Genomic DNA, 21,547 nt, shown 5'->3' on the forward strand with positions numbered 1-21,547 from the left:
AGTGAAAGGTGCAAGTACGTCAGGATTGGGCAGAGGACAACGGGTGCCATGTCTGAATTCTGGCAGCGACTTCAGCGGCGGTAATAGCCTTAATGCAGCTACAAGCAGCCGGCGACTCGCGGCAGGCCGAGCAAGCAGGCCGGTCGAAGACTACGTACTCGGCATGGGGACCCAGCGGGGCCCAACGGCCCGGATGCGCCGGACGCATGGGTGGATAAAGGCCCAACGCATGTCGCCCCAGGGCAGCAGCCAGATGCAAAGGGCCAGTGCTGGCCGCAACCAGACCATCGGTGTGCGCAATAAAGGTTAACAATTGAGCCAGCGTAAGTCGGCCTGTGAGGTCGCCGGCCAGAAAAGCGGCATTTTCGTGTAGGAAAGCCGCGAGCTCCTGGCCTTCGGCAGCGGTGCCCGTGATGAATACTCGGTGGCCAGCCTGATGCAGCAGCCGAGCCAGCATCCCAAAATGCGCGAGGCCCCATTCGCGCGCACTGCCCCGGGACCGAGGGTGCAGGATAATGTTGAGCTGCCCGGGAATAAGCTGGGCCAATAAGAGTTCCACAGTAGCGGGCAATGGAACGGTAGCACGAAGCTGAACCAAAGCTGAAATAGCTGGCAGCGGCAACTCGGTGAGATACCCCAGCGGCTTGAGCAACTGCAGATTGAGCTGGGCCTCGTGCAGAGGAGAATGCCGACGACTAAGCGGCACCAGTCGGTTGCAGGTGAACCAGTGAATCCAGCGGTTTCGGGTACCGATACGAAGAGGGATGTTTGCTTTTTGGGCTACCCGAGCCAGGAGTTTGTTGGGAAAGACATGAACAATAGCCTCGGCCTGGTAGTGACGCAGGGCCGCTACCTGCTCCGGCTCGGAGAGTTTTAGCAGCTCATCATAGTTCAGGAAGGCATCGACCCACGGGCAGGCGTCGGCAACGGCCTGGGTGTAGGTGCGGCCAATAAGCACGACCCGGCAGCCGGGGAACAGCTGCTGAAGCTGACCACAGACGGGCAAGGTGAGGACTATATCTCCGATAGCATCGGTGCGGCTAACCAGAAAAGTTCTCATACGGTAGCTGAAGCAGCGGTCGGCTTGGTGCGCAGCTTGGCGAATTTCAGGAAAACACCCCATGCCGAAATGGTGGCAATGCACAAACCAGCAAATCCATCGAGAAAGCCCAGCCGGAAGAAGTACCCATGCACAAACTTCCAGACTGGCTTCAGCAGCAGGTGGAAAAGCGTTACTTGGCTTCTGCCACGCAGGGCCAGCTCAGCGGCGGCGATGCTGGTGAAACGGTTGAGCTGGCTCACATGCTGCTCTACGGAATGGTAGGAATAGTGGAGCGCGTCGCCCGCTAAAGCGCCTATACGTTGACCGGCGCATACCTCAAACCGCTCGTGCAGGAGCAACCCTTCCCACTGGCCCAGGCGCCGGTCGTAGAGGCGTAGCTTGCGGTCGGGGTACCAGCCGCCGTGCCGCACCCAGGTGCCGCAGTAGTTAGTCAGGCGGGCCAGCGTGTAGCCGGCGTGCTGCCAGCTGGCTGCAGCGGCCCGGATGCTGTGGCGTAGCTCTTCGGTTAGCACTTCATCAGCATCGAGCTGCAGCACATGGTCGTGGCAGGCCTGGGCGGTGGCGTAGTTTTTCTGCTCGACATAGCCCTCAAAAGCATGCTGAATGACGCGCACTCCGTGCTTTCGGCAAATTTCCACTGTGCGGTCGGTGGAGAAGGAATCCACAACTAAAACCTCATCGGCTATATCCTGCAATGCGTCGAGGCAGCGCCCGATGTTGGCTTCCTCATTGAAGGTGATGATGACGACAGAAAGAGAAATTGCGGGCATACGTGGCGTAAATATCGGCAGCAATATTAGGGCAATCGAAAAGATTCCGAGCGGAGTATCTTCGCAGCGGGCCTCCATCCTACTGGTTTTGCCCAGGCACATATGCCGCAGAAATCACGCGCCTTGGCGGTTGGCGGAACTTCCCGCCCGAAAAGCATTCTGGCGGTGGCGCTAACCATTGGCATAGCAGTGAGTGCTTACCTGTTGGTTTTTCATTCGCACTACTATCATACCGCCATTAAATCCTGGGCAATGGTATGGCTTTTCAGTAGTATCAGTGCGCTTAATGTCTTCTGGATTGATCCGCTGTTTCGCTCCCGGTGGGCAAAATTCTTTTGTGCCTTGTTGCTGGTTGGTCTGGCAGCCGCCGGTTATGCTGGCCTGCTGAGCCTGAAAACGTATGCGCTGACTGAGCAACGCCGCCGCAATAGGGTGAACAGCTCCGGCGAAGTCACCGACTTCGAAGTGGAAACCCACAAAGGCCACCAAACGGAATATGCCGTGTTTGAGTACCTGCATGAAGGCACGCGCTACACGCACCGCATTATCAATAAGCCGGCACAGCACCTGGGCGGCACGCTACCAGTGCGCTTGGCCAGCTCCGACCCGGAAAATGTTATTGTTACGGACTATTAGAGCGGTTTCGAGGTCAATGGCTAGTAGCGCGAACTTTGTAGTTCGCGTCCCCACGCCGTTTGCAGTCGTTCTATCGGCGCGGCGACGCGAACTACAAAGTTCGCGCTACTGCCACCTCGTACACTGAATCCGAAACCGCTCTAACCGTAATGAAGAGTAACCAAAGCTTACAAAAAAAGCCTTGCTCACGAATGAGCAAGGCTTTTTTTTACTTGTGGATTGTCGCTTAGTAGCGGTACAGATCCGACTTGAAGGGACCTTGTACGTCTACACCAATATAAGACGCCTGCTTTGGCTTCAGCTCGTCGAGCTCCACGCCGATTTTGGCGAGGTGCAAGTACGCAACCTTCTCATCGAGGTGCTTGGGCAGCGTGTATACTTTGTTTTCGTAGGCCGCCGCGTTCTGCCACAGCTCTAGCTGCGCCAGAATCTGGTTGGTGAAGGAGTTCGACATTACGAACGATGGATGACCCGTAGCGCAGCCCAGGTTCACCAAGCGGCCTTCGGCCAGAATGATTACTTCTTTGCCGTCGATGTCATAGAGGTCAACCTGGGGCTTCACCGTATCCTTGGTGTGGCCATAGTTGCCGTTCAGCCAAGCCATGTCAATTTCATCATCGAAGTGACCGATGTTGCAGACGATGGCCTTGTCCTTCAGGGCGCGGAAGTGCTCTTCCGTGATGATGTCGCAGTTGCCGGTGGCCGTTACTACGATATCCGCTTCCTTGATGGCGTTGCTCATCTTCTTCACTGCGTAGCCATCCATGGCGGCCTGCAGAGCGCAGATAGGGTCAATTTCGGTAACGATAACGCGGGCACCAGCACCACGCAACGAAGCGGCAGTACCTTTTCCTACGTCGCCGTAACCAGCTACAACGGCAATCTTACCGGCCATCATCACGTCGGTAGCCCGGCGGATAGCATCCACGGCCGACTCTTTGCAGCCGTACTTGTTGTCGAACTTCGATTTGGTAACCGAGTCGTTGATGTTGAAGGCTGGCATCAGCAAGGTGCCATTCTTCACGCGGTCCAACAGGCGCAATACGCCGGTTGTGGTTTCTTCCGAGATACCCCGGATACCGGCGGCCAGCTCTGGGAAGTGGTCGAGCACCATATTGGTCAGGTCGCCACCATCATCCAGAATCATGTTCAGCGGCTGCCGCTCTTCACCGAAGAACATCGTTTGCTCGATGCACCAGTTGAACTCCTCTTCGTTCATGCCTTTCCAGGCATATACCGGAATACCAGCCGCCGCAATAGCAGCAGCAGCATGATCCTGGGTCGAGAAGATGTTGCACGACGACCACGTGACCTCAGCACCCAGAGCAATAAGGGTTTCGATGAGGACAGCAGTTTGAATGGTCATGTGCAAGCAGCCCGCCACGCGCGCGCCTTTCAGCGGCTGCGAGTCGCCAAACTCGTCACGCAGGGCCATCAGGCCGGGCATTTCGGCTTCGGCCAAACGAATTTCCTTACGGCCCCACTCGGCCAAGGACATGTCTTTTACTTTGTACGGAACGTAGGCCGTGGTTTTGGTCTCAACCATGATGCAGAGAATGTTTGCGGATCAACTACAAAGGTAGCCAAAATGTTAGTGTAAAATTAGGAAAGGCCCAAACCACTAGGGTTGGGCCTTTCCTGAAAAGAGCATCTCTTTCGTGCTAGTTGTGCGTAATTAAGTCGATGGTAAACTGCTCGTTAGAGGTGGCGGGGCTGCTGGAGCCCCGAACAACGATGGTATAGATTTTACCGGCGGCAAAATTGGTAGCCAGCACGGAAGCGCCCGCCAGCGGGACTATCGTATTGTTGGTAGCGTTGACCAGATTGTAGCTGGCGGTGCCGCTCGGAATAGCTACAAATGCCGAAGCAGCCCCACTGGAAATGGGCGTCACCACTGGTACGAGCATTCCGCTGCCGTCGGGCCGGCTCAGGCCCAATGGTGACACAAGGCCTTGGCCTACATGTACCAGCCGCACTTTAGCCCCGGTAGTCGGCACAGTAAGGTCATCTTCTACCCACAGATTTGCAGACGTGTTGGTAGCCTGGCCAACCGCGCTGTACACAAAGTAGGAGTAGTATCTATCCTTAGCCAAAGTCTGGGTTCCAGACGTCAGAGTCGCGCCTCCGGCGGCGGCAATGGTTACTTTTACAGGTAGGCTGCCAGTCAGCACCTTCCGATACCCACTGTTTGCACCATAGCTAACATTGGCACTTTCCCGGTCACCAATGGTTGACTTAATTGGCAGCGTAGAATTGTTGGCCGCAGCATGTACGGTCAGCACGTTAGCTTGGTCAGGCGCGGGGGCCGGAGATTCATCGTCTTTGCCGCAGCCGGCCAAAACCAGGGCTGCAGGTAGAGCTACTGCCAAAAAACTGCGCTGCAGAGTGTCTAAGAGGGTTTTCATGAGCAAAGAAGGAAATAGAGTACAGATTCAACTGCCGACAGAACGTAAGACCTACCGTTTTTGTTGAGTGGGCATCACAAAGTTTTTCCGGTCGAATAGGATTATTTCCTCGACCAACGTCTTAGCAAGCTATTGCACAGTATAGTACATTTGTATTCACGCCCCTTCTCTACTTTGCAGCAATACATGTCTCTTCTCCGTCGTTCCGCACTAGTGCTCAGTCTTTCGCTGTCTTCCGTGGCTACGTACGCGCAGCAGGCCCCTTCCAGCGAAGCCCCCTTTGTTCGCCTCAGCCCCGAAGATAAAGGCCGGGGCCTGAACGGCGTGCAGCACAATTTCTTCTTCGCAACTACCGAGGGCAGCCGGGACCAAGACTATACTAACGCAGGCTTTTTTGGGCAGCGCCTACGCCCTTACCTAGCGGGCAACCAGGATGCGCTGGCCAATCTGAACCGCTACCGCCTGCAAAAATGGCTATATCTAGGCGAGCGGCTCACGTTTGTGGGAGCGGTGGCGCTCTACGGGCAGCAAGTACTGGCCGGAGAAGGCGACCAACAGTATTTCCGGGATACCCAAAAGGCGGCTATTGGAGTTGCCGCGTTCAGCTTGCTGTCCAATGTTCTTATCACTCGCCACACCAACGAGCATTTTCAGCGGGCGGTAGAGGCGCACAACGCAGGCCTTTCCTCGGCGCACACGGGCATATTGCAGCGGCTTGCCCCGTCCACTATCGGGGTGGCGGCGGCGGCTAATGGCTATCCGCTATTAGCTTTGCGCTGGAACGTGCGGTAAGCCGTTCGCGCCGTTTTCTCGTAATGACCTTTCATGGACTACCCGCTTGCTGCAGCGGCCCGGCAATACGTTGCCGACCATTTGCATGATAATCCTGCCCAACTGGCTCTGCAAGCCCGCCGCTATCCGGGGTTGCCCGTGCCGGACCTAGTGCGGCAGATACAGGCTCGCCAGAAAGCGCGCACCAAGCTACCGGAATGGGCCGACAACCCGGACCTGATTTTCCCCCCGGCCCTTTCGGTCGAGCAGGCTTCTTCGGCCCGCACGGCGGCCTTCAAAGCGTCGCTCGTGCAAGGGCAGCGCCTGGTAGACCTTACCGGGGGCTTTGGAGTGGATGCAACACACTTCGCGACTCAAATTCCGGAGGTGCACTATGTGGAGCGCGACCCGGCGCTGGTGGCCGTGGTGAAGTACAATCTGGCCCAGCTCGGCATTACCAATATTACCTGTCATGCCAGTGACGCGTTGAGCTTTCTTAAGAGCACACCCGATACGTTTGACTGGGTCTATCTGGACCCGGCCCGTCGCAACCCAGCCGACAAAAAAATCTATAGGCTGCAGGACTGTGAGCCGGATGTGCTACGGATTTTGCCGCTGCTGCTGCACAAAGGCCACCGGGTGCTGCTAAAAACGTCGCCTATGCTGGATATCGACCAGGCGTTGCTGGAACTGCGGCAGGTGCGACGCCTGTGGGTAGTGGCCGTGGACAATGAGTGCAAGGAGGTATTATATGAGCTGAGCCCCGAGCCAGCCGTAGATCCGGAGCGCTATACGGTGAACCTGCTCCGCAACGGGCAGCAGCAGGAATTCCGGCTGAACAAGGCCCGCGAAACCCGCGCCGTAGCTCGCTACGCGGAGGCCCAGGGCTACCTCTACGAACCCAACGTAGCCGTGCTCAAGGCCGGGGGTTTCAAGAGCGTCGGTACGGCTTTTGAGTTGCTGAAGCTGCATCAGCACAGCCACCTCTACACGTCCGATGTACTACGAGGGGACTTCCCAGGGCGCATTTTCCGCATCGTAGCCACCGAGCGCTACGACCGGGACGCCTTGCGCGCTCATCTGGGGCCAGAAGTCCGGGCGCACGTCACGACCCGCAACTTCCCCGATACCGTTGCTGACTTTCGGGCCCGCACCGGCATTCGCGAAGGCGGCGACTTGTACATGTTCGCCACTACCGACCTACAGGGCAAGCTGGCGGTGTTGGTGTGTGAGAAAATCTGATTCGGAGTGAGCCTCCCGCATCCTTAGCTGACCAAGTACGGCGCAAGCCGTTCAGCATCCCTCCGACCGATCAAAGCACGTCAGCTTCACCGGGCGGGGCTGGTCCAGGGGCTGCCTTTCACCCGAAACCGCCACGGCAGAGCCGCATCCGTGCCGGCATAGTCGATACCAACGCGGGCACTAGCCACGACGAGTTCTTCGGCCACGGGTTCTTGCCGGTCTTCCAGCCAGAGCAGGTCGCCCGTCAGATCGGTGCCGTAGTGCTGGGTGGTAATGCCTAGCGCCTGGGTGAGCAGGCCCGGGCCGCCGGTCAGGTTGCGGGCGGGCTGATGCAGGCCACGGCGCAGCAGCATTTCGCTGATGCCTTCTATGGGCTCCAGCCCGCGAATCAGCACGGCATCGGCTTTCGCTTCCTCGTTCGTGATGATATTGAACAGCACATAACGCCCGTAGATCAGGTATGTATAGGCCACGCCGCCGGCCTGATACATGATTTTGGTGCGGGCGGTGTAGCGGCCCAAGTGCGAATGGCAGGCTTGGTCGTTGATATGGGCATACGCTTCCGTTTCGACGATGCGCCCGCCGGTCAGCACGCCGCCGATGTTCGTGAACAAGTATTTGCCGAGCAGGTCGCGGGCAATCTGCACTACATCGGGGCGCTGGTAAAAAGAGAGGGGCAGCTTCATAGTGGAATGCAGGATGAGGTGGGTAGCCAGAAGTGGAGCAGAGGGCGCAGCCGCCATTTCGGGCTTATACGCCACTTGCGGGGCTATATTCTGCCTTTCGTAAAAAAACGCCTTATCTTTGCCTCGTTATAGGTGGCCAGACCCCGAGTGCGGGGCGAGGCTGAAAAGGGAATCCGGTTCAATTCCGGAGCTGTCCCCGCAACTGTACGCTTCGAGTATTGGTAGGCCCATCCTCCGCCACTGTTTCGCTGAAGGCTTTCGTGTAGAAAACCGGAGAAATGGGAAGGCGGCCTACCGGAAGCAAGCCAGGAGACCTGCCTATGCGTTTCTTAGTGTTCAGCGCTTTCGGGTGAAAGGCGGAGAATGATGACAGCGGTAGCTCCGGGCTACTAGTTTCCCCTGTTTTCAGGCTCGGCTTCGCGTTGGTTTTCCTTTCGGGGGAAGCGTGCGTGGGGTTTTGAACCGAATTTTCCTAAACCGGAAATTTGGTTCGCATGATTGGTTTCTATTGGCAGAGGTGGCTTCGGCTACCATCCTTGTGCTGGCTGTTTGGCGGACTGACCGGCTTACTAGCCCCCGCTAACGTATGCGCCCAGCAGTCCGTGGCCGACTCGGCGCGGCAGCTGGGGCAGGTGCAGCGGTTGCCCACCGTGCGGGTGCAGGCCACGGTGCCGCGCCGCTTTGCCGTAGGCAGCCGGGTCCTGACGCTGGATTCGGCGGTACTGGCCCAATATCGAGCCGGTACGCTGGCCGATGTGCTACTGGCCCAAACCCCACTGTACCTCAAAAACTACGGCCCTGGCCAGCTCTCGTCTATTTCTGTCCGAGGCACGTCGGCCCGGCACACGGCCGTGCTCTGGAATGGCTTCAATATCGGCCTCCCTTCGCTGGGCGAATCTGATTTTGCGCTGTTTCCTACCAACGGGGCTACCCGCGTTGATGTGCAGTACGGCCCGGCCGGGGCGGCCTACGGGACCGGCGCGGTAGGCGGCACGGTGCTGCTGTCGTCGCCGGTACGATGGGGCGCGGGCGCGCGGGGCACGGTGCAGACCGATGCCGGCAGCTTTGGGCTGCGGGCCAGCAGCGCGGAAGGCAGCTTCAGCAACCAGAAGGTAGCCGTGCGCGCCGCTGCTTCTTACCGCAGGGCCCGCAACGACTTCTATTACGACTCTTTATCGGCCGATGGCTCGGTGCGGCGGCGACAGCCCAACGCGGACTTTCAGCAGTGGAGCCTGACGCAGGATGCCACACTGCGGCTGGGCGAACAGGGGGAGCTGCTGGCCGCCGTGTGGCTGACCGATGCCAACCGCCACATTCAGCCTTCTATTGGCTCGGCTAACACCTTTGCCCGCGAGCGGGACCAAAGTCGCCGCCTGCAAACCGGCTACCGCCACGTAGCCAGCCGTGCCGAATGGGCCGTGCGTGGGGCCTGGTTCGAGGATATTCTCAATTATTATAACGGTAACCTGACCAGCAACTCGCGGGTGCGTACCACCCAGGCGCAAGCCGAGTACACCGTCAACATTCGTCCTGCGCTGAGCCTGCGCACCGGGGCGGAAGCCCAGCATTTCGCGGCGCAGGTGGACGGCTACGGCAAGGCAATTACCGAAAACCGCTTCTCCGGCTTCGCTCTGCTGCGCTACGACCCGTTGGCCACTGTGCACCTGACCGCCAACCTGCGGCAGGCCGTAGTGCTCGATAACCGGATTGGCAGCCTGGGGGAGGCGGCGCGCTCCGGGAAGTGGGCACCGCTGGCCCCGACGCTGGGTGCGGAATGGCGCGTATGGCAAACGCCGACGCACACCCTGGCAGCCAAAGCCAGCGCCTCGCGCGGCTACCGGGCACCAACGCTGAATGAGCGCTACTGGCGGCCCGGCGGCAACCCGAACCTGCAACCGGAAAGCAGCTTGGGCTACGAGGGCGGGGTGGAACATCAGTGGCAGCCAACTACAGGCAGCCGCGTACACACCGAGCTTACGGCTTACCGCCAAGTGGTGAACAACTGGGTGGAATGGACCACGCACCCTACCCAAAGCTACGACACACCCCAGAACCTGCGCCAGGTGCTGACGCAGGGACTCGAAGCCAGCACCCAGCTGGCCTGGCAGCGACAGCGCTACCATCTGGCCGCCCGGGCGGCCTATAGCTTCACACAGGCCGAAAAACTGCGGGGCTACGCCAACGACCTGAACCCCACGGGCCGGCAGATGCGCTATGTGCCGCTGCATACCGCCGCCTTCACCACCGACCAAACCTGGCACAGCTGGCAGCTCACCACCTCCTTCACAGCTACCGGCTACCGTTTCACTGACAACTCGGCCACCGATTTTCTGCCTTCCTACACCCTGCTGAACGCTACGCTGGCTCACACATTTGCCGTGGCTCCAACGTGGCGACTTACGGTAGTGGCCCAGGGCTTCAACCTGACCAACACCGTGTACCAGAACTACGCCTACCGCGCCATGCCCGGCCGCTCGGCGGTGCTCAGCGTGCGGGTAGCGTGGCACTGAGCCGCAGGTTTTCATCGATTTTCTTTCTTCCCTTTCCTACTTTACCATGTCCTCTACCCTTTTCTCTTTTTCAGCCTTCGGGCGTACGGCCTTGGTGGGCGCAACGGCACTGGCCTTGTTCAGCTGCGACCCTGAACGCTCGCAGCCGGAGCCCTTACAGCTCAGTAACAACGTTTTTATCGTTAACGAAGGCAACTTCGGCACGCCCAACGGTGCCGTAAGCGTGTTCAACATCGCCTCGAAGAAAGTAACCGACCCGGATATTTTCAAGACCGTGAATAGCCGCCCGCTGGGCGACAACGTGCAGTCGATGACTGTGGTAGATACCGTGGGCTATGTGGTGGTGACGCAAAGCAACAAGATTGAAGTGGTGCGACTGCCCGAGTTCAAGACTGTGAAGCGGAGCGTGAAGACCATCAGCGGCCTGGCAAAGCCCCGGTACTTCGCGGCGCTGTCGGCCACCAAAGGCTACGTGACCGAGTGGGTCGATTATGGCGTGAACGGGCGCTTGTCGGTTATTAACCTGACGACAAATACCGTTCTGAAAACCATTCCGCTGAGCGGCAAGACCCCCGAGCAGCTGCTGGTGGTCGGTAACAAGGTATATGTAGCCAACAGCGGCGGCAATACCATATCGGTCATTAACACCACCACCGACACAGAAGAATCGGTTATTACCGTCGGCGACTCGCCCAACAGCTTGGTGCTGGACCAGAGCGGCCAGGTGTGGGTACTGTGTGGCGGCATTGTTGGCTACGATGCCAACTACAACATCGACCCCGCTACTTCTACCAAAGGCACGCTGCATAGCTTCCTGCCGGCTTCTCCTACCGCCATTCAGCGCCTGCAATTCGCCTCGACCATAGGCTTCCCGGGGCATCTGCAGCTGAACGGGGCCAAGAACCAGCTCTATTTCACCTACAGCAAAGGCGTGTACCGCATGAACACCACCGATAAGGTGCTGCCAACGACTCCGCTGATCCGGCGCAACTTCTACGGGCTCGGCATCGACCCCAAGGACAACACCATTTACGGAGCCATAGCGCCCTTCTCCACGGCAGGCAGGTTTATCCGCTACCAGCCTACGGGCACGGCCATCGACTCGTTTACCGTCAACCTGTTGCCCAACGCCTTCCTGTTTTATTAACAGACCAGGACATAGCGCACAAAAAAAGACCTCCCACAGCCGTGGGAGGTCTTTTTTTTGTACGCTTAGAAGTCTGATTTAATCTTCGACCCCGTCGTTGTCGCGGTCTACGGCTTCGCCGGCGTGATTGTAGAGGTCTTTGCCGGTCGTTACCTTGGCCGTGTCGCCGGCCGAGCCGTTGGTGTCGGAGGTGCTCATCTGGCCGGGGTCGGGGTCTTTGGTTTTATCGGCACCATTCTCCACGTTGGTGTCACCGCTGTCGGTGCCGGTGTTGCAGGCCGTGAGAGATGCCGAAGCCAGCAAAAAAGCCAGCGTCAGGGGTCGGAGCAGAAAGATCTTCATGGGTTGTGGATGAAAGAGTAAAGGGCTGTGGTATCTCCTACGGCTGGCCGTAGCCGTAGTTCGCGCGTATATACTTTGGCCGAAAGCGGGGAGCTGTAATATAAGGCTCCGGACGATTTTCTCGATGCGCTGGGTAGCTACAGCCCAGCATATTGCCCGCCAGGCCGGCGCTGGGCCGTGTTCCGAAACTGCTTTACCAATATATTTGTTGCATAGCTTTACCAATGAATCGTTTCGCCGGACTTCCTGCTCTCTCTCCTGCCTTGGTGCGCCGCGCTGGTGTGCTGGCCGGCATAAGTTTTTTATTGGCTCTGGTGCTGGTAACCTACCTTTTCGGGGTTTCCAACCACTTCCTCGGCCGACTTTTCGGCGCTTTTTTCGTATTATTCTGGCTCTTAGCTGTTATGTTCCTGGGAGTTGTGCCTTTTGTGAACTGGGCAGCTACTCGCTGGTTTGGTAAAGAATGGTCGGAAGTACCCACGCAACCCGTGCGGCGCGCCCGGCCCGTTTCGGCTGCTCCGGCAGCCACTACTCGGAAACCCACGCCGTCCGTTCCGCGGCAGAATACCATAAAAAAAACCCTGTGAAAACGACGCTCCTCCACATTAAAAACATGGTATGCCCCCGGTGTATCGACGCTGTGCGGCATCTTCTCGAACAGGCAGGCTACCGCCCTACCGAAGTCACGCTCGGTCAGGCCCAGCTTGATCATACCACGCCCGCCGACCCGGCAGCGCTGGCTCCAATTCTGCACGAGGCGGGATTCGAGGTGCTCATGGGTCGCGCCGAGCAGCTTACCGAGCAAATTAAAGGCGCGCTGGGCGAATACCTGGAGCACCTGCGCACGGCCCGCATGCCCCTGACGACTTCGGCTTTTCTTACCGACCGGTTTGCGGCTACCTACTCGCACCTGAGCAAAGTATTTTCGCGCACCGCCAACCTTACAATTGAGAAATACCTGATCCGCCTGAAAATTGAGCGGGTGAAGGAAATGCTCAGCTACGGCGAAATGACGCTAAGCGAAATTGCCGACCAGATGCGCTACAGCAGCGGCCAGCATCTTAGCAACCAGTTCCGGCAAGTCACGGGCCGCTCGGTGAGCGAGTTCCGCCGCGACCTGCTACCCAAGCGCCTCGCCCTCGACCAGCTGGCGTAGCCTCTCTCGGGCTGTAGCATTCCGGGTAAAAACCGTCTCCTCAAGTTGGGGCAGCAGAAACCATTCTGCTGCCCCAACTTGCGTTTTATGGAATAGACTTGTTCCTCAACAGAAAACAGGGTAGAGAAGAACGTTATGCTTCGACAAGCGGACGCCATATCAAGCATGACGGTCAAATCCGGTTTTTCTGTGTTTGGGAACAAGTCTAATTATAGCGGTTTCACGAACGGTGTACTGGCCTACGAAGTAGCGCGAACTTTGTAGTTCGCATCCCCGCGCCAAAGGGCCGTTTTAGGATGCGAACTACAAAGTTCGCGCTACTATCCGCACGTACACCGTTCGTAAAATCGCTACAGCATTCTTCAGCAAAAGCGAGTTCGGCAGTTGCCCCAAACGTACTAGGGCCTGCAGCATCTGCTGGCCGCCGGCCGAGGTAGCTCCCCTGCAATTGGAAGCAATTACTACTGCGGTAGAGATGCTTCGACTCCGTTGCGCTGCGCTCAGCATGACGCAAACAGAGTTTTCACCAATTCCCAAACATACTCTGACCTGCACACAGCAGAAGCGCTTCGGCAACCTGACTGCAGGCTCCGTGGTTGTGTAGTACAGGATGCTCGTTTTACCGCCTGCCCGCGTCCTGGTAGTGGAAGGTGGCCTTTTGGCTATGCCGAGCCTGAACCAAGCAGCGCCTCTACGCTGTTCGGGCGTATCTTTGTGCTTCTCTTTGCTGTGCTGCCGTGTCTGCTTTGCCTCATATTCTTCTTATAACGCCGCCGCTAACCCAGCTCAACACGCCCTACCCGGCCACGGCCTACATCAAAGGCTTTCTGGGAGGCCGGGGCTACCGCGTCACGCAGGCCGATTTGGGCTTGGAGCTGGTGCTGAAGCTATTCTCAGCGGACGGACTGAAGCAGGTTTTTGCCGAAATCGAAACGGGCGCTTTTGCCCTTTCCGATAACGCCCGTCGCATGGTGCGCCTCCAACGGAGCTATCTGGCCACCATCGGGCCGGTGATTAACTTTCTGCAGAACAAGGATAGTACACTGGCATCCCGCATCTGCCACAACCGCTTTCTGCCCGAGGCGGCCCGCTTCGACAACGTAGCCGATCTGGAAGCCGCTTTCGGCACGCTGGGCCTCAACGACCAGGCCCGCCACCTGGCCACGCTGTACCTGGAAGACTTGGGCGACCTGATCAAGGAAACCGTGGGACCACAGTTCGGCTTTTCGCGCTACGCCGAGCGGCTGGGTATGTCGGCTACCTCGTTCGATGAGATGCACGAGGCGTTGCAGGCCGCCCCCAATCTACTGGACCGAATGCTGCTGGAGCTACTCGATGCGCTACTGGTCCGCGTCGAGCCCACGGTGGTGGGGTTTTCGGTTCCGTTTCCGGGCAACCTGTATGGCGCGCTGCGGCTGGCGGGCCGCGTAAAAGCCTTGCGCCCCCACACCCACACCCTGATGGGCGGCGGCTACCCCAACACCGAGCTGCGCCAGATCAAGGAGCCACGCTTCTTTGACTACATCGACTTTCTGACCCTGGATGATGGCGAAGGCCCGTGGCTGCGGCTGCTGGAATATCTGCAGGGCCACCTCACCTTGGCCGATTTGCAGCGCACCTTCCGGCGCGATGAGTACGGTCAGGTTGAATATCTGAACACGTCCCAGGCCCTCGATATTCCGCATAGCGAGGTCGGCACGCCCGACTACAGCGACCTGCCGCTCACCGAGTATCTGTCGGTGATTGAGGTGCTGAACCCGATGCACCGCCTCTGGAGCGACGGGCGCTGGAACAAGCTTACCATTGCCCACGGCTGCTACTGGAAGCGCTGCTCGTTCTGCGACGTTACGCTCGACTACATTTCCCGCTACGAAACCGCGCCGGCTACCCTGCTCGTAGACCGCATCGAACAGATCGTGCGGCAAACGGGCCAGACGGGCTTTCACTTCGTGGATGAGGCAGCCCCGCCCCTGGCCCTGCGCGACCTGGCCATTGAGCTGCTCCGCCGGCAGGTACACATTACCTGGTGGGGCAATATTCGCTTCGAAAAAACCTTCACCCCCGACTTGTGCCGCCTGTTGGCCGCCTCGGGCTGCATTGCCATATCGGGTGGCCTGGAGGTAGCCTCCGACCGCCTGCTGGCATTGATGGAAAAAGGGGTCACTATTGCCCAGGTGGCCCGCGTAACGGATGGCTTCACCCAGGCCGGCATTATGGTGCACGCTTATCTGATGTATGGCTTCCCAACCCAAACCGCGCAGGAAACCGTGGATTCACTGGAAGTCGTGCGCCAGCTGTTTGGGGCCGGAATCGTGCAGAGCGGCTACTGGCACCGGTTTGCCATGACAGCGCACTCGCCCGTCGGCAAAAACCCGGCGAAGTACCAGGTGGTGCCCGTGGGCCCCGAGCCCGGCGACTTTGCCTGGAACGACCTGTGGCACGACGACCCTACCGGCACCGACCATGAGCAGTTCGGCGCGGGCCTGGCCAAAGCCCTCTACAACTACATGCACGGCGTCGCCCTGACTGAGCCGCTCAGCTTCTGGTTCGACTTCAAAACGCCCCGCGCCACCGTACCGCGTCAGCTGATTCAGCGGGCCTTGCAGGAGCCACCCAAACCGGATTTCGCCAAGCCCAATCAGCGCTTGTTTTGGCTGGGCAACGCGCCCGAGATACGCTACCCGGAGCCTCTCAAAGGCCAGCGGGCCGTACTCACCTTCTATGAGCAGGCTGAAGACTTCGAGGTCAAGACAACGTCCGTCATCGGTGCGTGGCTGCACCAGCTGCTAACAAGCCTGAGCACGAATTATGAAACGAAAGTCCTGCTGAAGGAAGCGGCCACAACTTTCCCGACCAGTGTGGCGGGCATGAGCTTTGAGGCTTTTCTGGCAACGCCAGCCTGGCAGCTGCTACGGGAAAAAGGACTCTTGCTTTTGTAGCGTCAGCCGGAGCTACTGTAGCGAATAGCGCTGCCGGCTTCTGGGAACAGCAAGTGGCGAGAACGTCCTGTCCCTCAAGTAGTCGCGCAGAGGCAACCGAATACAATTGAAAGTCATGCTGAGCTTGTCGAAGCATCTCTACCGCCTCGGCTGCATTCGTTCAACGAAGCGAGCGAGATGCTTCGACAAGCTCAGCACGACCGCCTTTTTCAATACGCTTACTTCTGCCCGGGTCTTAAAAAGTGTTTGGGATTTTTCAACAACGCCGATTCCGTTATGCCTGATCTGGCATGACGCAAAAGTCAAAATTCCAAACACGCTCTTAGCGCGACAGAGCGTTCGAAGAAGGCCAAACACCCCCAAAGCGCTACTAGCACATAGCCTAGCGGGCACGACGCTGGCGCAGCCAGCCTGCTACGCCCTCCGTGAACTCCGGGGCGGGCTGGGGCCAGGTCCACTTTCCCTCAGCAGTCAGGCGACCCGGCACGATGAAGTCGGCAGTTGCCTGCGGAAAAACCCGCACCAGGGAGCCCCGCCGCGCGCCTACCGCGCTACGCAGCCGGCGGGCACTTTCCCGGGCGTTCAGGCTGGTATCGGCCGCTGCGTAATAGGCCAGCACCGGAATGCGCTGACGGCTGAGCTGCTGAAAGGGCTTGGTAGCGGCAGCAGTGGTGGCGGGCACATTTTCCAGCAGTACAAAAGTCGCCGCTGGCTGAGCCAGCCCCGCCGCCGCAACAAGCGCCCCGGCCCCCGCGCCCCGCAACCAGAGCCCAACCTGCATCGAGTCGACGCTGGGCTCTTTACGGAGCGCCTGCAGAATGGCTGCCACCCGTTGCAGCGCGGCGGAGTCGGCATCGGCTGGGGGCTGCGCAAACGGGACCAGTACGGTCAATATGCCCTGGCGGGCCAGCATATCAGCGCGGGCGAGAGCCGGAGCAGCCGCAGGTCCGGCGGCCAGCAGCACCACGGCAGAGTGGCGGACGGCCGTATCGGCGGGCACGAATACGGTCAGACGCTCGGTGCGGCCAGCGGCGCGTACGGCGAAGGCCTGTGCCTGATACGCGCGGGGCGCAGCCTGCCCCCGACGCGCCCACACAAATTCCGCCTTGAGGCTATCCAGCGTGAATACGCCACGCAGAAAATCGCCTTCCCGGATGGCTGTAACGCTCATGTTGCTGCCCGAGCCCTGCTGCTCAAACTGGAGCTGCGGCTCCTTGTAGCGCACATTAGCGGCAGCAAAGCTAGAACCCGCCTCTTCCGGAAAATGCAGGTCGGCTTCCAGCTTACCCGGCGACGCTTCGCGCAGGTCCAGCGCTACGCGCCGGTCGGTGCCCTGGTAGCTGATGGAGCCTTCGTAGTGGCCCACCGGCAACGGCAGCGTGGCCGTCTGGCTTCCTCCGGAAGAGCAGCTATTCAGGCACACCACAGTCAGTACGGCCAGCGGCCAGGCACCGCGCCGGAAAGCCAGCAAAGACAGAAACGAAGGTATTCTCACTGGGTGCAGGAAGATGGCGGGGCCGCAAAGGTAATGGTGGGCAGCAATGACGAGCCGTTACAGCCCCTTGCGCAGAATCAGGTCGGTTTGCACATCCTGCCCCACCCGAAACGCATGCTTCCCGATTTCCCTGAAGCCAAAGCGCTGGTAAAACTCTATGGCATGACGGTTCCGCTCCCACACCCCGAGCACCACCGTCCGGCAGCTTTGGAGGCGGGCCTCCTCAATGGCCCGGCGCATGAGGGCGGCTCCCAGCCCGGTCCCAATCCAGTCGTGCTGCACATAGAGGCGCTCTATCTCCAGGCGGCCGGTCGGCTCTTTGCCCGGCTCCAGCCCCAGCCCCGAGTGTAGTCGCAGCTTGGCGTAGCCCACGAACTCCTGCTGCATCTGCGCCAGCAGAAAGGTGGTATGCGGGTCGTGCAGCTCGGCCAGCTGCTGCTCGGGGCCGAAAGTGGAGGCCAGAAAGTCCGCCATATCCTCGGGCGTGTTGTCGGCGGCAAAGGTGTCGTGGAAGGTTTGGCGGCCCAGCTCGGCGAGTTGGGCGGCGACGGCCGCCGTGCGTTTGGCAACGGAAATACGAAGCGGAGAAGACATAGAAACGAAAGCAGGAAACGACGGCGTTAATCGATAACGTCGTTTTGGGTGTTGTTGCGGCGCAAGCGCCAGCCCATGCGCAGCATGTAGAGCGCCCCCACCAGAAAAATCAGACTCATGCCCGCCCGTGCCGTGGTCAGCGTGCCGCTCTGCCAGGCCGCGTATAGCTCGGGCGAGCGAAAGGCCAGGGCAATGAGCAGCAGCACGCCGGCCACCAGATAAAGAGTGCCCGTAGTGCGGGCCCGACCAGCAGGAGGATAAGCCATGACGTTGGTGTTAGGAGGTCAAACTTAATAGGAAATTCCCACGGCCCGTCCCACGAAGGCATCGGTGGTGAGCTGCTGCAACATAAACTGCGCAACATCGGCCCGCGAAATCCGGCCCTTGATGCTGGCGTTGGCAAAGCTGAGGGCCACTTTGTAGCCGCCGGTGGCCTTGCCGTTGGTGAGGCCCGCAGGCCGCACGATGGTCCAGTCCAGGGCGCTGTGCTGAATCAGGGCTTCCTGCCGCTCCTTGTCGGCCATAATGTGTTTCAGGAAAAGCGGGGCAATGATTTTGCCGAACAGAAAGCCCGGCTCGCTCTTGCTACTGCCTACCCCCAGCGACGATTCGCAGATAAAGCGCCGCACGCCATGCCGCTGCATGGCATCGATAATATGCTGCGTACCATCAGAAAGCGTGGTATCACCCGACTGATTCTTCTTCACGCCCAACCCCGACAGTACCGCATCGTGCCCGGCCACTGCCTGATGCACCGTTTCAGCCCGCAGTATGTCGCCCTGCACCACCCGCAAATTCGGATGGCGGAGCGTAAGCTTCGCCGGGTCGCGCACGAAAGCCGTGACACTAAACTGCTGATTGAGGGCCTGCTGCACCAGTTGGCGGCCAGTGGCACCGGAGGCACCGAAGACAAGGACTTTCATAGGGCGGGAAAAGAAACAGGAGAGCCGGCTGCTGGCCGATACGGAGCAGCCATCCTGTCCTCATACGGATTGCCTGCTATTGGGTGGCACAATTGCGCCTGCTGCCTTATGGTAGCTCGCTAGGAGCAGTTCCAGGGGTTCCAAGGCTCAGCTACATAATATATTCGCCTGGCAGACCACGCCTGTTTCTTGTTTGCACAATGCTGCGTACTTTTACCCGTACCAATATCCCGCGAGAGTAGCTCAGTTGGTAGAGCATCAGCTTCCCAAGCTGAGGGTCGCGAGTTCGAACCTCGTTTCTCGCTCATTGTGAATCAGCCACTTATCCGTGAGGATGGGTGGCTGATTTGCTTTTGGTTTACACAGTGGTTTAATAGCGTGTTTGGGAATTGCGCAAAATCCCGTTCATGTCATGCTGAGCGCAGCGTAGCGGAGCCGAAGCATCTCTACCGCTCCGACAAAAAGCCCCTAACGGCGCGGTAGAGATGCTTCGACAAGCTCAGCATGACGCCCTATTCGGATAGGCAGCGAAGTAAGAAGCAGGCCGGATGCAGCCGGCCCGCATGCAGCAGATCTCATTTTGGTGAGGTTCACGAAAACGATTCAAGAAGCAATACGAGCACAATACCCAACAAAAAAACCGTCCGCTATTTCAGCAGACGGTTTTTGTCGAGTGTTGTAGCAGCTATTCCAGTACGATCTGGCGGGTACTCACCTGGCCCTGGCTTTGCAGGTGCAGCAGGTACATTCCCCGGGGCAGGTCCTCTACTCCCAGCGCACCATCGGCGGGTACCGGCTGCTGACGCACTGGCCGGCCCAGGGCATCGAACAGCGTGGCCAACAAGGGCCCCTGAAGCGTGGCCGGCCGCCGAATCGTCAGCGTCGTGGCCGCCGGGTTGGGGAACACCTCCACGCCGGTGAGCTTCTGGGAGCGGGTAGCCAACGGCTGTGGGCTGTTGAGGAGAATCCGCAGCGTCTGGTCGCCCTGGCAGCCCACAATAAGATCCATGTACGTATCGCCGTTGATGTCCGCCGTTTGCAGCGTGGTCGGGTCCGGCCCGACTGCTATACTGGTCGCGGTGGTGTAGCGGCCAGAGGCCGAAAAGCCCGGATGCCGGAAGATATCCAGCATGCCCTCGGCCGTCAGCACCACCAGGTCTTTGTACGAGTCCTGGTCGAAGTCGACAAACGCGACCTTACGCGGGGACCCGGAGACGGGATAGGCGGTGGGCGAAATGAAATCCCCCCGGCCGTCATTGCGGTACACGACCACATTGTTGCTGCCCTCGTTGATGATGGCCAGCTCGGGCCGCAGGTCCCCGGTCAGATCGGCCGCCGCCAGCCCCACGGGGCGCACGCCCCCACTGATAATCGAGTACGACCGGTCCGGGAAGTTCCAATCCGTGTTGAGGCTTCTTTCATTGAGAACCACCATGACCTGGTGCCCAATGCTCTGGGTGTTGACCTGAATCGGGCCCGTCGTCGCCACATCCTGGCCCCCGTTGCCATCAAAATCCATCACCACCATCGCCGTGGGCTGCAGCCGGTAAACAAGCTCGGTAGTGTTGGTCGGGTACACCGTCATGCGGGTAGCCATGGGGTAGGTCGTAAAAAACTGGGACACACTGCGCTGCGAGAAGTAGCCGATATGGTACTGATTCGGATTGTCGTAGGTGTAGGCCAGGTCCACGCCGGTGGTCTGATCAAAGTAGCCGGCCTGCAGCTGCGGATTGGCACTGAGAGCCGTGGTGCCGAAGTAGTAGGGCGGCAAGGCGGTAAAGTTGCCCTGCGGACTATCGTCGTTCGCCAGGCAGGTAAGCGTACTGCTGGGGCCACTGGCAATCACCAGGTCATTGGCGCCGCCGGCGCTGGGACCGGTGATGGGCGCCACCACCACGCTGCTGGGCGAGATACCCGTGGGATGGGTGGCGGCCGCGCTGCCGAAGGTGCCGGTGGCGCTCTGCAGATACACGGCCACGTTGTTCAGGCCGCGTTGCGCCACGGCAATATCGAGCTTGCCGTTGCGGTCGAATGAGCCAACAGCGATGCTACTGGGGTTGGCCCCGGCCGGCAGCTGAATGACGGGGCCGGGCTGCAAACGGATCGACGGGCTGGTTTGTGCCTGGGCAAGCAGCGGCAGGACCAGGAAGAGGGGTAAGAGTTTTTTTGTCATGAATTTTTGTTTAGCCGCCCACTTTTTACACGTTCGGCTTGTGTTACTCAAACACTATTTACTTGTGGAACAATGCATTCTGGACTTCACAACCGAGTCGAACAGCTGTAGTGCCTGTGCTTGATTTGATGCTGGCACGTCTTTGTTAATAACTAACCAGTCTGAGCCATGAACAGCATCTTTCAATCCTACTACCGCAATTTCTGTGGTTTCATCGTTTAATTTCTCTATCACTAGATGTACTATAAAGTGCTTCTCTCTGAAGTAGAAATAGTAACTAAAACGGTCTTTGTTTGACGAGTGAACATGATCGGGTGGGGATTCTTTGTGCGTATATAAACCTGTTGCTTTCAAACGCGAAACAGTGCCAACTACAGAATCACTACTACAATCAAAATAATATCGTTCAGCATGCGCATACGATCCGGCCGCTATTTTTTTTAAATCGCATGATTGCATCAAAATGATGTTGCAAAACAAAAAAATACTCAGAGCAATCTGTTTCATCTTTGATGTTTATGTAGTGTTGGAATGGGTGTAATTCAAAACTACGCGTTGGGTTGGTAACGGGTGTAATTCAAATCTTCGCTTGGCTGCTTTTGAGTAGTTGGGTGACGAGGTCGAACTTTCGGCTTTTGTAGGCTACGCGTAGCCGTAGCAGATGGTCGCAACCGTGGTTGGCCCAGCGCTGGCCG

General features: G+C 58.8%; 19 protein-coding genes, 1 tRNA gene and 1 riboswitch. Of the genes, 8 read left to right on the forward strand and 12 right to left on the reverse strand.

Annotated features, from left to right (window positions below):
• Window positions 1-19: 19 nt before the first annotated feature.
• Together E5J99_RS02215 and E5J99_RS02220 are read right to left on the reverse strand one after the other, a co-directional pair.
• Window positions 20-1,060, reverse strand: coding sequence for a glycosyltransferase family 9 protein (locus E5J99_RS02215; protein WP_167851938.1), 1,041 nt, complete (start codon window positions 1,058-1,060; stop codon window positions 20-22).
• A complete protein-coding gene (locus E5J99_RS02220; RefSeq protein WP_135496073.1) occupies window positions 1,057-1,833 on the reverse strand; it encodes a glycosyltransferase family 2 protein in 777 nt (258 codons plus the stop codon). The genes E5J99_RS02215 and E5J99_RS02220 overlap by 4 nt, the downstream gene beginning before the upstream one ends.
• A gap of 102 nt (window positions 1,834-1,935) precedes the next feature.
• Between E5J99_RS02220 and E5J99_RS02225 the strand changes: the two genes are divergently transcribed.
• On the forward strand, window positions 1,936-2,469 hold the full coding sequence (locus tag E5J99_RS02225; RefSeq protein ID WP_135496074.1) for a hypothetical protein: 534 nt from the start codon (window positions 1,936-1,938) through the stop codon (window positions 2,467-2,469).
• A 226-nt stretch (window positions 2,470-2,695) separates the two neighbouring features.
• Here the strand turns inward: E5J99_RS02225 and ahcY are convergent, their stop codons facing one another.
• Both ahcY and E5J99_RS02235 read right to left on the reverse strand, forming a co-directional pair.
• Window positions 2,696-4,015, reverse strand: a complete 1,320-nt coding sequence (gene ahcY, locus E5J99_RS02230; protein WP_135496075.1) for an adenosylhomocysteinase — start codon at window positions 4,013-4,015, stop codon at window positions 2,696-2,698.
• Window positions 4,016-4,130: 115 nt separating this feature from the next.
• Complete coding sequence (locus tag E5J99_RS02235; RefSeq protein WP_135496076.1) at window positions 4,131-4,874, reverse strand: DUF4397 domain-containing protein; 744 nt, start codon at window positions 4,872-4,874, stop codon at window positions 4,131-4,133.
• A gap of 186 nt (window positions 4,875-5,060) precedes the next feature.
• Between E5J99_RS02235 and E5J99_RS02240 the strand changes: the two genes are divergently transcribed.
• Complete coding sequence (locus E5J99_RS02240; protein WP_135496077.1) at window positions 5,061-5,666, forward strand: hypothetical protein; 606 nt, start codon at window positions 5,061-5,063, stop codon at window positions 5,664-5,666.
• A 33-nt stretch (window positions 5,667-5,699) separates the two neighbouring features.
• Window positions 5,700-6,887 (forward strand): class I SAM-dependent methyltransferase, encoded by a 1,188-nt coding sequence (locus tag E5J99_RS02245; protein WP_135496078.1) that lies wholly within the window; start codon window positions 5,700-5,702, stop codon window positions 6,885-6,887.
• 86 nt (window positions 6,888-6,973) lie between these two features.
• Here the strand turns inward: E5J99_RS02245 and E5J99_RS02250 are convergent, their stop codons facing one another.
• Window positions 6,974-7,573 carry a DNA-3-methyladenine glycosylase gene (locus E5J99_RS02250; protein WP_135496079.1) on the reverse strand — a complete coding sequence of 200 codons (600 nt, stop codon included), beginning with the start codon at window positions 7,571-7,573 and terminating at the stop codon, window positions 6,974-6,976.
• 113 nt (window positions 7,574-7,686) lie between these two features.
• Window positions 7,687-7,909, forward strand: a riboswitch (cobalamin riboswitch).
• A gap of 158 nt (window positions 7,910-8,067) precedes the next feature.
• Between E5J99_RS02250 and E5J99_RS02255 the strand changes: the two genes are divergently transcribed.
• Both E5J99_RS02255 and E5J99_RS02260 read left to right on the forward strand, forming a co-directional pair.
• The gene (locus tag E5J99_RS02255; protein ID WP_135496080.1) at window positions 8,068-10,083 is read left to right on the forward strand and encodes a TonB-dependent receptor plug domain-containing protein; all 2,016 of its coding nucleotides are present in this window, start codon (window positions 8,068-8,070) and stop codon (window positions 10,081-10,083) included.
• A gap of 46 nt (window positions 10,084-10,129) precedes the next feature.
• Window positions 10,130-11,230 carry a DUF5074 domain-containing protein gene (locus tag E5J99_RS02260; RefSeq protein WP_135496081.1) on the forward strand — a complete coding sequence of 367 codons (1,101 nt, stop codon included), beginning with the start codon at window positions 10,130-10,132 and terminating at the stop codon, window positions 11,228-11,230.
• A gap of 78 nt (window positions 11,231-11,308) precedes the next feature.
• On the opposite strand, the gene E5J99_RS02265 is transcribed toward E5J99_RS02260, so the two are convergent.
• Complete coding sequence (locus tag E5J99_RS02265) at window positions 11,309-11,572, reverse strand: hypothetical protein (protein ID WP_135496082.1); 264 nt, start codon at window positions 11,570-11,572, stop codon at window positions 11,309-11,311.
• A gap of 583 nt (window positions 11,573-12,155) precedes the next feature.
• On the opposite strand from E5J99_RS02265, the gene E5J99_RS02270 reads away from it, so the two are divergent.
• Together E5J99_RS02270 and E5J99_RS02275 are read left to right on the forward strand one after the other, a co-directional pair.
• Window positions 12,156-12,728 (forward strand): AraC family transcriptional regulator, encoded by a 573-nt coding sequence (locus E5J99_RS02270; protein WP_167851940.1) that lies wholly within the window; start codon window positions 12,156-12,158, stop codon window positions 12,726-12,728.
• 746 nt (window positions 12,729-13,474) lie between these two features.
• The gene (locus E5J99_RS02275; protein ID WP_135496100.1) at window positions 13,475-15,667 is read left to right on the forward strand and encodes a B12-binding domain-containing radical SAM protein; all 2,193 of its coding nucleotides are present in this window, start codon (window positions 13,475-13,477) and stop codon (window positions 15,665-15,667) included.
• Window positions 15,668-16,049: 382 nt separating this feature from the next.
• On the opposite strand, the gene E5J99_RS02280 is transcribed toward E5J99_RS02275, so the two are convergent.
• Genes E5J99_RS02280 through E5J99_RS02295 form a run of 4 tightly spaced genes read right to left on the reverse strand, consistent with a single transcriptional unit; the run spans window position 16,050 to window position 18,679 of the window.
• Complete coding sequence (locus E5J99_RS02280) at window positions 16,050-17,162, reverse strand: hypothetical protein (RefSeq protein WP_135496084.1); 1,113 nt, start codon at window positions 17,160-17,162, stop codon at window positions 16,050-16,052.
• A gap of 57 nt (window positions 17,163-17,219) precedes the next feature.
• Window positions 17,220-17,756: a GNAT family N-acetyltransferase gene (locus E5J99_RS02285; RefSeq protein ID WP_135496085.1), complete on the reverse strand. Its 537-nt coding sequence runs from the start codon at window positions 17,754-17,756 to the stop codon at window positions 17,220-17,222.
• A gap of 26 nt (window positions 17,757-17,782) precedes the next feature.
• On the reverse strand, window positions 17,783-18,022 hold the full coding sequence (locus E5J99_RS02290; protein WP_135496086.1) for a hypothetical protein: 240 nt from the start codon (window positions 18,020-18,022) through the stop codon (window positions 17,783-17,785).
• Between the two features lie 24 nt (window positions 18,023-18,046).
• Window positions 18,047-18,679, reverse strand: coding sequence for an NAD(P)-dependent oxidoreductase (locus E5J99_RS02295; RefSeq protein ID WP_135496087.1), 633 nt, complete (start codon window positions 18,677-18,679; stop codon window positions 18,047-18,049).
• Window positions 18,680-18,911: 232 nt separating this feature from the next.
• Between E5J99_RS02295 and E5J99_RS02300 the strand changes: the two genes are divergently transcribed.
• Window positions 18,912-18,984, forward strand: a tRNA-Gly gene (locus tag E5J99_RS02300).
• 380 nt (window positions 18,985-19,364) lie between these two features.
• Here E5J99_RS02300 and E5J99_RS02305 read toward each other — a convergent pair.
• Both E5J99_RS02305 and E5J99_RS02310 read right to left on the reverse strand, forming a co-directional pair.
• Window positions 19,365-20,852 carry a T9SS type A sorting domain-containing protein gene (locus E5J99_RS02305; RefSeq protein WP_135496088.1) on the reverse strand — a complete coding sequence of 496 codons (1,488 nt, stop codon included), beginning with the start codon at window positions 20,850-20,852 and terminating at the stop codon, window positions 19,365-19,367.
• A 54-nt stretch (window positions 20,853-20,906) separates the two neighbouring features.
• Window positions 20,907-21,359 (reverse strand): hypothetical protein, encoded by a 453-nt coding sequence (locus tag E5J99_RS02310; protein ID WP_135496089.1) that lies wholly within the window; start codon window positions 21,357-21,359, stop codon window positions 20,907-20,909.
• Window positions 21,360-21,547 lie beyond the last annotated feature (188 nt).

It is taken from the genome of Hymenobacter elongatus, from assembly GCF_004745955.1.
Taxonomy (GTDB): Bacteria; Bacteroidota; Bacteroidia; order Cytophagales; family Hymenobacteraceae; genus Hymenobacter; species Hymenobacter elongatus.